This window comes from Longimicrobium terrae, from assembly GCF_014202995.1.
In the GTDB taxonomy this organism is placed as follows: Bacteria; Gemmatimonadota; Gemmatimonadetes; order Longimicrobiales; family Longimicrobiaceae; genus Longimicrobium; species Longimicrobium terrae.
The window spans coordinates 123267-131225 of record NZ_JACHIA010000017.1 but is presented as its reverse complement, the minus strand read 5'-3'; the positions used below and the strand labels follow the sequence as shown (position 1 = coordinate 131225).

The 7959-nt window shown below is 69.4% G+C and carries 6 protein-coding genes; all 6 read right to left on the bottom strand.

Annotated features, from left to right (window positions below; translation table 11 throughout):
- Positions 1–219: 219 nt before the first annotated feature.
- The 6 genes from HNQ61_RS21510 to HNQ61_RS21485 all read right to left on the bottom strand — a co-directional run bounded on the left by HNQ61_RS21510 (position 220) and on the right by HNQ61_RS21485 (position 7939).
- Positions 220–1059: a biotin--[acetyl-CoA-carboxylase] ligase gene (locus HNQ61_RS21510; protein ID WP_170038752.1), complete on the bottom strand. Its 840-nt coding sequence runs from the start codon at positions 1057–1059 to the stop codon at positions 220–222.
- Entirely contained in the window at positions 1056–1907 is an 852-nt protein-coding gene (nadC, locus tag HNQ61_RS21505) for a carboxylating nicotinate-nucleotide diphosphorylase (protein ID WP_170038754.1), read from the bottom strand. The genes HNQ61_RS21510 and nadC overlap by 4 nt, the downstream gene beginning before the upstream one ends.
- Positions 1907–3079 carry an N-acetyl-alpha-D-glucosaminyl L-malate synthase BshA gene (gene bshA / locus HNQ61_RS21500; protein WP_170038756.1) on the bottom strand — a complete coding sequence of 391 codons (1173 nt, stop codon included), beginning with the start codon at positions 3077–3079 and terminating at the stop codon, positions 1907–1909. The genes nadC and bshA overlap by 1 nt, the downstream gene beginning before the upstream one ends.
- Before the next feature lie 59 nt (positions 3080–3138).
- The gene (gene miaA, locus HNQ61_RS21495) at positions 3139–4110 is read right to left on the bottom strand and encodes a tRNA (adenosine(37)-N6)-dimethylallyltransferase MiaA (protein WP_170038758.1); all 972 of its coding nucleotides are present in this window, start codon (positions 4108–4110) and stop codon (positions 3139–3141) included.
- A gap of 706 nt (positions 4111–4816) precedes the next feature.
- Positions 4817–6643: a DNA mismatch repair endonuclease MutL gene (gene mutL, locus HNQ61_RS21490; RefSeq protein WP_170038760.1), complete on the bottom strand. Its 1827-nt coding sequence runs from the start codon at positions 6641–6643 to the stop codon at positions 4817–4819.
- Positions 6644–7174: 531 nt separating this feature from the next.
- Positions 7175–7939 (bottom strand): TatD family hydrolase, encoded by a 765-nt coding sequence (locus HNQ61_RS21485; RefSeq protein WP_170038762.1) that lies wholly within the window; start codon positions 7937–7939, stop codon positions 7175–7177.
- Between the last annotated feature and the right edge of the window lie 20 nt (positions 7940–7959).

Genomic DNA, 7959 nt, shown 5'->3' with positions numbered 1-7959 from the left:
TCCATGGACGGTCTGTTTACCCGGCTCTGCGCAAAAGCTTCGCTTCACAACGCCTGCATCTTGATCAACAGGCAGCTAGGACGACAGCCGCTCGCTTTTGCCGATCTGCTCGGCTGGTGAGAAACTCACACCAAGCGTTTCAGTCGCCCCTGGATTGCCGCAGAGCCGAAATCCGCCGCGGCCCGCGAAGGCGGACTTCGTGCTTTTCCAGCGGCGAATTCATTCGCTCCTGGATGGCCGGGGCGTGCTCCCGGCTTCGCCGTGCGGAACCGCGCGGACGGTGCCGGTGGTGATGGTGCGCAGCACGCCGTCGCGGCCGCGGACCAGCAGCCCGCCGCCGGACGCGATCCCCAGCGCGGTGCCCTCCGTTTCCTGCGGCCCGGTCACGCGCACCTCGCGCCCGTCCAGCGCGTCACGCCTGCGCAGCGCATCCAGCAGCGCGCCCCCCAGCTGCGCGGGCGGCCGGGCCAGCGCCCGCGCAATCGCGCCCGCCACCGCGCCCGCCACGTGCACCCGCGGCGGCGCCCATCCCGCCACGATGCGCAGCGACGTCGCCGTCTCCCGCACCTCCGGCGCAAAATCTCCCGGTGCGTGCAGCACGTTCATCCCGATCCCCACGATCACCGCGCCGGGCCCCGCCGCGTCCCAGCTTCCCTCGCACAGAATGCCGGCGAACTTGCGCCCGGCCAGCTGCAGGTCGTTGGGCCACTTGATCATGGCCGTCGCCGGGCGCGCGAACGCATCCAGCGCCTCCGCCGCGGCCAGCCCCACCAGAATGGGCAGCAGCCCCGGCGCGGGAAGCTCCGCCGGGCGCGCCACCACCGACATCCAGATCCCCAGCCCCGGCGGCGACTCCCACTGTTTGCCGCCACGGCCGCGCCCCGCCGTCTGCTCCTCGGCGACGACCACCGTCCCGTGCGGCGCACCGGAATCCGCCAGCGTGCGCGCCATGTCGTTGGTGCTGCCGACCACCTGCCGCGCGTGCACCTGCGGAAGCGTCCACGCGGCCGCGAGTTCGGCGCCGGTGCGCCCCTCCCAGCGTCCCGTCGCCCCCGTCACTCCGCCGCGCGAAGCTGCAGGGACAGGTCCAGCGCGGGCGCCGAGTGCGTCAGCGCACCGATGGAGATGAAGTCCACCCCAGTTTCCGCGTACGAGCGGATCGTTTCCAGCGTGATCCCGCCAGACGCTTCCGTTTCCGGCCGCGGGTCGTGCGCGTGGACGATCTCCACGGCCTGCCGCATCAGCACCGGGCTCATGTTGTCGAACATGATGCGGTCCGCGCCGGTGCGCAGCGCCTCGCGCACCTCCTCCAGCGTCGTCGTTTCCACCTCCACCCGTAGCCCGCGGTCATTGCGGGCGCGCACCGCATCCACCGCCGCCGTGATTCCCCCGGCGGCGGCGATGTGGTTGTCCTTGATCATCACCATGTCGTGCAGGCCCACGCGGTGGTTGGCGCCGCCCCCCGCGACCACCGCCGCCTTTTCCAGCAGGCGCATCCCCGGTGTCGTCTTTCGCGTGTCGATGACGCGCGCGCCCGTGCCCTCCACCGCGGCGACGTAGCGGTGCGTGACGGTAGCGACGCCGGACAGGCGCTGCAGAAAGTTGAGCGCCGTCCGCTCCGCCGTCAGGATGGACCGCGCGGAGCCGCGGATCACCATCGCCAGGTCGCCGGAAAGGAGCGCGGTGCCGTCCGGCGCGGAAACGTCGATTTCCAGCGACGGATCCACGCGGCGGAAGGCCTCGACGGCCACCTCGGAGCCGGCGATGGTCCCCGCCGCCTTGGCCACGATGCGCGCCTCGGCCCGGCGCTCCTCGGGAACGGTCCACAGCGTGGTGAAATCGCCATCCCCCACGTCTTCCGTCAGCGCCGCGTCAATCAGCGCGCTTGCTTCGGCGGACAGCGCCATCAGTCGTCTCTCCCCGCGGCCATCTCGGGCGCGACCGCGGCGGCCGGCCCGTCGATGATCCGCTGATAGTATCTCTCGTATTGCGGCACGATGGTGTCTGCGGCGAACCGGTCCACCGCGATCCGCTTGGCGTCCTCGCTCATCCGCGACCAGCGCGCGGGATCGGAAAGGATGTCGACCGCGGCGGAGGCCATCGTCTCCACGTCGCCGATGTCGCCCAGGTGGCCGGTCACGCCCTCTTCGACGACCTCGGGAATGCCGCCTGCGCGCGTGGCGACCACGGGCGTGCCGCTCGCCATCGCCTCCAGCGCGACCAGGCCGAACGACTCCGATTCCGACGGGAGCAGAAGCAGGTCCGCGCACGCCATCAGTTCCGCCACCGAGTCCTGCTTGCCCAGAAAGATGACGCGGTCGCTGATCCCCAGCGCCTCCGCCTCGGCCGTGGCCAGCGGCCGGTCCGGCCCGTCGCCCACGAACACCAGGCGCGAGGGAACGGACCGGTTCAGCCGCTCAAAGATGCGCACCACGTCGCGGATCCGCTTGACCGGGCGGAAGTTGCTGACGTGCAGGACGAGCATTTCCCCCGGCCGCACCAGCGCGTCCTTGTGGCAGGGGTGCCGCGCGCGGTCGTACAGGCGCGGGTCGATGAAGTTGTAGATGACCTCGATGTCGTCCGCGGGGATGGCGAAGTGGTCTACCGTTTCCCGCTTCAGATAGTCGGAAACGGCGGTGATGCCGTCCGACTTGCCCATGCTGAACTTGGTGATGTCAAACCAGCTGCGCTCCTGACCCACGAGCGTGATGTCGGTGCCGTGCAGCGTGGTGACGATCTTGAGCGGATGGCTGGCGCCCAGCATTTCCTTGGCGATCCACGCCGACGTGGCGTGCGGAATCGCGTAGTGCACGTGCAGCAGATCCAGCCCGTGGCGCAGGGTGGTCTCGTGCATGGCCGCGGAAAGCGCGAGCGAGTAGTTGTGGTGCTCGAACAGCGGGTAGCGCGCGGTTTCTACCTCGTGAAAGTAGATGCGCTCCATGAAGTGCGGCAGGCGGAACGGCTGGGCGTACGAGATGAAGTGGATCTCGTGCCCGCGCTGCGCCAGTTCAATGCCCAGTTCCGTCGCGACCGCACCAGAGCCGCCGTACGTGGGATAACAGGTGATGCCGATCTTCACAGAAGTGCGTGAGTGCGGGGTGCGTGAGTGCGTCAGTGCGAAACCGCGCCGGCGCCACCTCAGTCGTCGTTCGGAGCGCCGGGTTCGTCGTTCGCCATGCCCGCCCGCCAGTGCTGCTCGATCTCATTCGCAAGCTCCGCGCGCGGCCGCGTGGCATCCAGCCAGACCGCGCCCGGAGGGAGCTGCGTGCGAAACCACGTGCGCTGGCGCTTGGTGTACGATTTGGTGTTCTTCGCCACCTCGGCCAGTGCGTCGGGCAGGGTGCGCTCGCCGCGGAAATGGGGCATCAGCTCCGCGTAGCCGTGCGCGTTCAGCCCAGGCGCGGCTTCGCCGTAGCGGTCGATGAGCGTGCGCACTTCATCCAGCAGCCCGCCGTCCACCATCTCCCCGATGCGCCGGTCGATGCGCTCGTGCAGCAGGTCGCGCGGCACGTCCAGCACAAACGGGAGCACGGGGACGGGCTCCTCCAGCGGGCCGGAATTGCGGTGCCACCAGCTGATCGGGCGGCCGGTGAGCAGCGGCACCTCCAGCGCGCGCATCAGCCGCTGGCGGCCGCCCCAGTGCCGGAAGCGTTCCGCGGATTCGGGATCGTGCACTTCCAGCCACCGGTGCAGCGTCGCGTCATCCATGCGCTCCATCAGCGCGGTGATGCGAGCGCGCGGTTCCGGCGGCAGCTCCGGCGCCTGAAAGATGGGATGCGTAAGGGCGCGAAGAAAGAACCCGGTGCCGCCCACCAGCAGGGGCACCCGGTTTCTCTGCCGGATTTCGGAGATTTTCGCCCGCGCGTACTCCGCCCAGCGCGCGGCGTTGAAGCGCTCCGCGGGATCGGCGATGTCGATGCCCCAATGGGGGATATCGCCCCGCTCCTCCGCCGTGGGCTTCGCCGTGCCGATGTCCATCCCGCGGAACACCGAGCGCGAGTCCATGGAAATGATTTCGCCGTCCAGCCGCCGCGCGATCTCGATCGATAGCGCGGTCTTGCCAGATGCGGTCGGGCCGACGAGGGCGAGCGCCGCGTACGTCACCGGCACGCCGGTGTCGGATGATGATGAGATGCGCCCGACGGCAGTCCAGGAGCGGGGGAGCGAGGGGGATTATGAGCGTGGGACGGTTGATGACAAACGGCGCCGGAGTGCCGCCCAGGAGCGAATGAATTCGCCGCTGGAGAAGCACGAAGTCCGCCTTCGCGGACTGCGGCGGCGGACATGGGTGCGTTCAGCGGCGTTGGAACCGGGGAGAGTAGATCCTTCGGTCGCGCCCTGTTTCCGCGCCGGTGCAAGTCCGGCGCGCGCTCCCTCAGGATGACATGGTTTTGCGCGGAGGCGAGGCTGGGGCGCTCACCCACGCGTCCGGAGCACATGCCGCAACGCGGCCTTGCGGGGTGCGCGAAGCGCATCCGCATGCGCAACGCAGCATCATCCTGAGCAGGCGCGGCGGAGCTCATCGGCCCAACCAAATCCCGCCCCCACCCCATGTCGTCCTGAGAAGGCGCCGACCGAAGCGGATGCCGAACCAGCCCACACGCCACACCCATGTCATCCTGAGAAGGCGCCGACCGAAGCGGATGCCGAACCAGCCCACACGCCACTCCCATGTCATCCTGAGGAGGCGCCGACCGAAGCTTCGGCTGAGCCGAATCCTGGCGCCGACGAAGGATCTGCTCTCCTCCGAGCCAACCGTCCGGGGCACGAGAGACCATCACCCCATCTGCGGAGCCCGGGAATACGGCGATTCCCGTCATCCGGAACGCCCGAACCGCTTGTGCAGTTCCGCCAGCGACAACTGAATCACCGTCGGCCTGCCGTGGATGTCGTGAAACGGCAGTTCCGTGGCGAACAACTTGTCGAACAGCTCCGACATCTCCACCTGTGTCAGCCGCTGCCCCGCCTTGATGGCGCCCTTGCACGCCATCGAGAGCGCGATGCGCTGATGCTGTGTCCGCGCGCTGTCCACCAGCGGCGACCCGTCCGTCAGCTCCCCGATCATCTCGCGCAGGCAGCGCTCCGGATCAAAGTACGGGTGCGGATTCGGCACCGCGTGCACGATGATCGACCGGCCGCCGAAGCCCTCCACCTCGAACCCCGCGCGCTCCAGCACGCCCTTGATCTGCTCCACCAGTGCGTACTCCGCCGGGCTCAGCCGCAGCGTAATGGGAAAAAGCAGCCGCTGGCTCTCCGCTCCGCCGTGGTCGAAGTTGCCCACGATCTGCTCGTACAGCACCCGCTCATGCGCGGAATGCTGGTCCACCATCACCAGACCGCTGCGCGTTTCCGCCAGGATGTAGGTGTTGTGGATCTGCCACATCACCGGCGTGGCGCCATCGAACAGGTCCGCGGGAAGCGGTCCGCCCCTGCCCTTTCCCGCCGCCGCCGATGCATCCTGCCCACCGGTGACGAACAGCGTCATCTGGGGCTCGGCCACGGGCTCCGCGCGCGGTTCCGCCGGCCCGTCAGACGAGGCCGGGGGCGTGGCGCCCCACGGCTGCACCGGCTCGCGCAGCGTCATGTTGCCATAGCCCGTCGTCGTGGGATACACGGCGGGCTCCATGGCGCGCATCCCGATGCTGGGCGTGCTCTCGATTCCCGCCAGCGCCGCGCGCACGCCCTCCTCCACCAGCCGCTCCACCCCGATGCGGTCGCGGAAGCGGACTTCGGCCTTGGCCGGATGGACGTTCACGTCCACCTCCCCGTCCGGTACCTCGAGGAACAGAAAGAGGTGCGGATGCACGCCGGCCGGAATCGTCGTGCGGTACGCGCGGTCTGCCGCGCGGACGAGGGTGCGGTCGCTGAACGCGCGGCCGTTCACAAAGAAGTAGCTGCGCCGCCCGCCCGGCCGCGCCGAGTTGGGGCGCTGCACCAGCCCGCTCAGCGCCGAGCCGCCCATGCGGTGCGCCACGGGGAGCAGTTCATCCGCCGCCTCGTTGCCCCACAGCGCGGCGATGCGCTCGCCCAGGTTGCCCGCCGCGGGAAGGGAAAGCACGTCACGCGTTCCCGAATCCATCGAGAACGCGATCCCCGGCGTGGCCAGCGCCTGCGTCGTCACCACCTCGTTCACGGCGCGGTTTTCCGCCGCGGTGGAGCGAAGGAACTTGGCGCGCGCGGGCACGTTGAAGAACAGGCTGCGCACGCTGATCGTGGTTCCCACGCGCCGCGCGCACTCCTCCACCGCCGCCATCTGCCCGCCCGTGACCACGACGCGCGTGCCGTTGCCCTCCCGCTCGGCCGTCTCCAGCACCATGCGGCTGACGGAGGCGATGGACGGCAGCGCCTCGCCGCGGAAGCCCAGGGTGCGGATGGCGGCCAGGTCCGCTTCCGAGCGGATCTTGCTGGTGGCGTGCCGGTCGATGGAAAGCAGCGCGTCCTCGCGCCCCATCCCGTGCCCGTCATCGGCCACGCGGATCTCCGTCTTGCCGCCGTTACGGATCACCACGTCCACGCGCCCGGCGCCCGCGTCCAAGGCGTTTTCTACCAGTTCCTTGACCACGGAAGCGGGCCGTTCCACCACCTCGCCGGCGGCGATCTGGTTGGCCAGCTTCTCGGAAAGAACGTGGATCCTGCGGGGCATCGGGCATCGCGGCTTCGGGTGAATTTCGGGTGAGAAGCTAGTCGCGGGCTGATGCGGGGTCAACCGTTGACAGATGGACGGAGAGGATGGGAGCGGCAGATGGCGGGAGAGGATCCGATCAGGCGCAGTGGCCCTCACCCGCGCGCTGCGCGCGACGACCCTCTCCCACGAACCCATGTGGGAAAGGGAGCACACACCAGAATCGTGAGGGCAGAGTTCCGAGGGGAAGGCAGACAATCGTCCGGCGGTTGAAACCGCACCTCGAACGACACGAAGTCCGCCTTTGCGGACTGAGGCGCCGCCGTGAGGTTCATCCCAGAATGCAGTTGAAGCCCCGAGCGTGGACGCGACAGCGGCCGCGAGTCGGGGCTTGGCGCTGTTCGAGCGGCGGATTTATCCGCTCATCGCAACTCGCCCACGCCTCGTACCGACGATCCACATGGAACCATCCGCCGCTCCCCACCCTCCCCGTCTGTACCTGGAGGGTGGGCCGGTGGTGCCGGCCCGGGTGGGGTCCGTCCTGAACCTCGCCTATTCGATCCCGTAGAAGCGGCGCGCGTTCGCCGTCGTGCGGGCGGCGAACTCCTCCGGGTCCTCGCCGCGGAGGGCGGCGCAGCGCGCGGCCGTGTGCGGCACGAACGACGGCTCGTTCTGCTTGCCGCGCTTGGGCACCGGCGCCAGGTACGGCGTGTCCGTCTCCACCATGATGCGGTCGGCGGGCACCATCCGCAGCAGGTCCTCGCCGTCGAAGTTCTTGAACGTCACCATCCCCGAGAACGACGCGTACCACCCCATCGCCAGCGCCTCTTCCAGCAGCGCCCGCCCGCTGCTGAACGAGTGCAGCACCCCCGCCGTCCCCTGCCCCGCCTCGCGCAGCAGCTCGCGCACGTCATCATCCGCCTCGCGCGCGTGCACGATCACCGGCTTTCCCGTCTCGCGCCCCAGCGCCAGGTGCGCGGCGAAGTTGGCGCGCTGCACGTCCCGTGGCGCAAAGTCATAGTGATAGTCGATCCCCGTCTCTCCCACGGCAACCACGCGCGGCTCATCGAGCAGAGCACGGATGGCCGCGATCGACCCCTCGTTGTACTCCGCCGCGGAGTGGGGGTGGATTCCCGCGGTGGCGTACACCTCGGGAAAGCGGCGGGCCAAGTCCAGGCAGACGCGCGCGTCATCCACCCCCGTCGCGACGGAAACGATAGTCGTGACCCCCGCCTCGCGGGCGCGCGCCACCAGGGCGTCCACATCCGGCAGCACGCGGTCGGCGGCGAGGTGGGCGTGCGTATCGATCAAACCCATGAGACGGAGTGCGTGAGTGC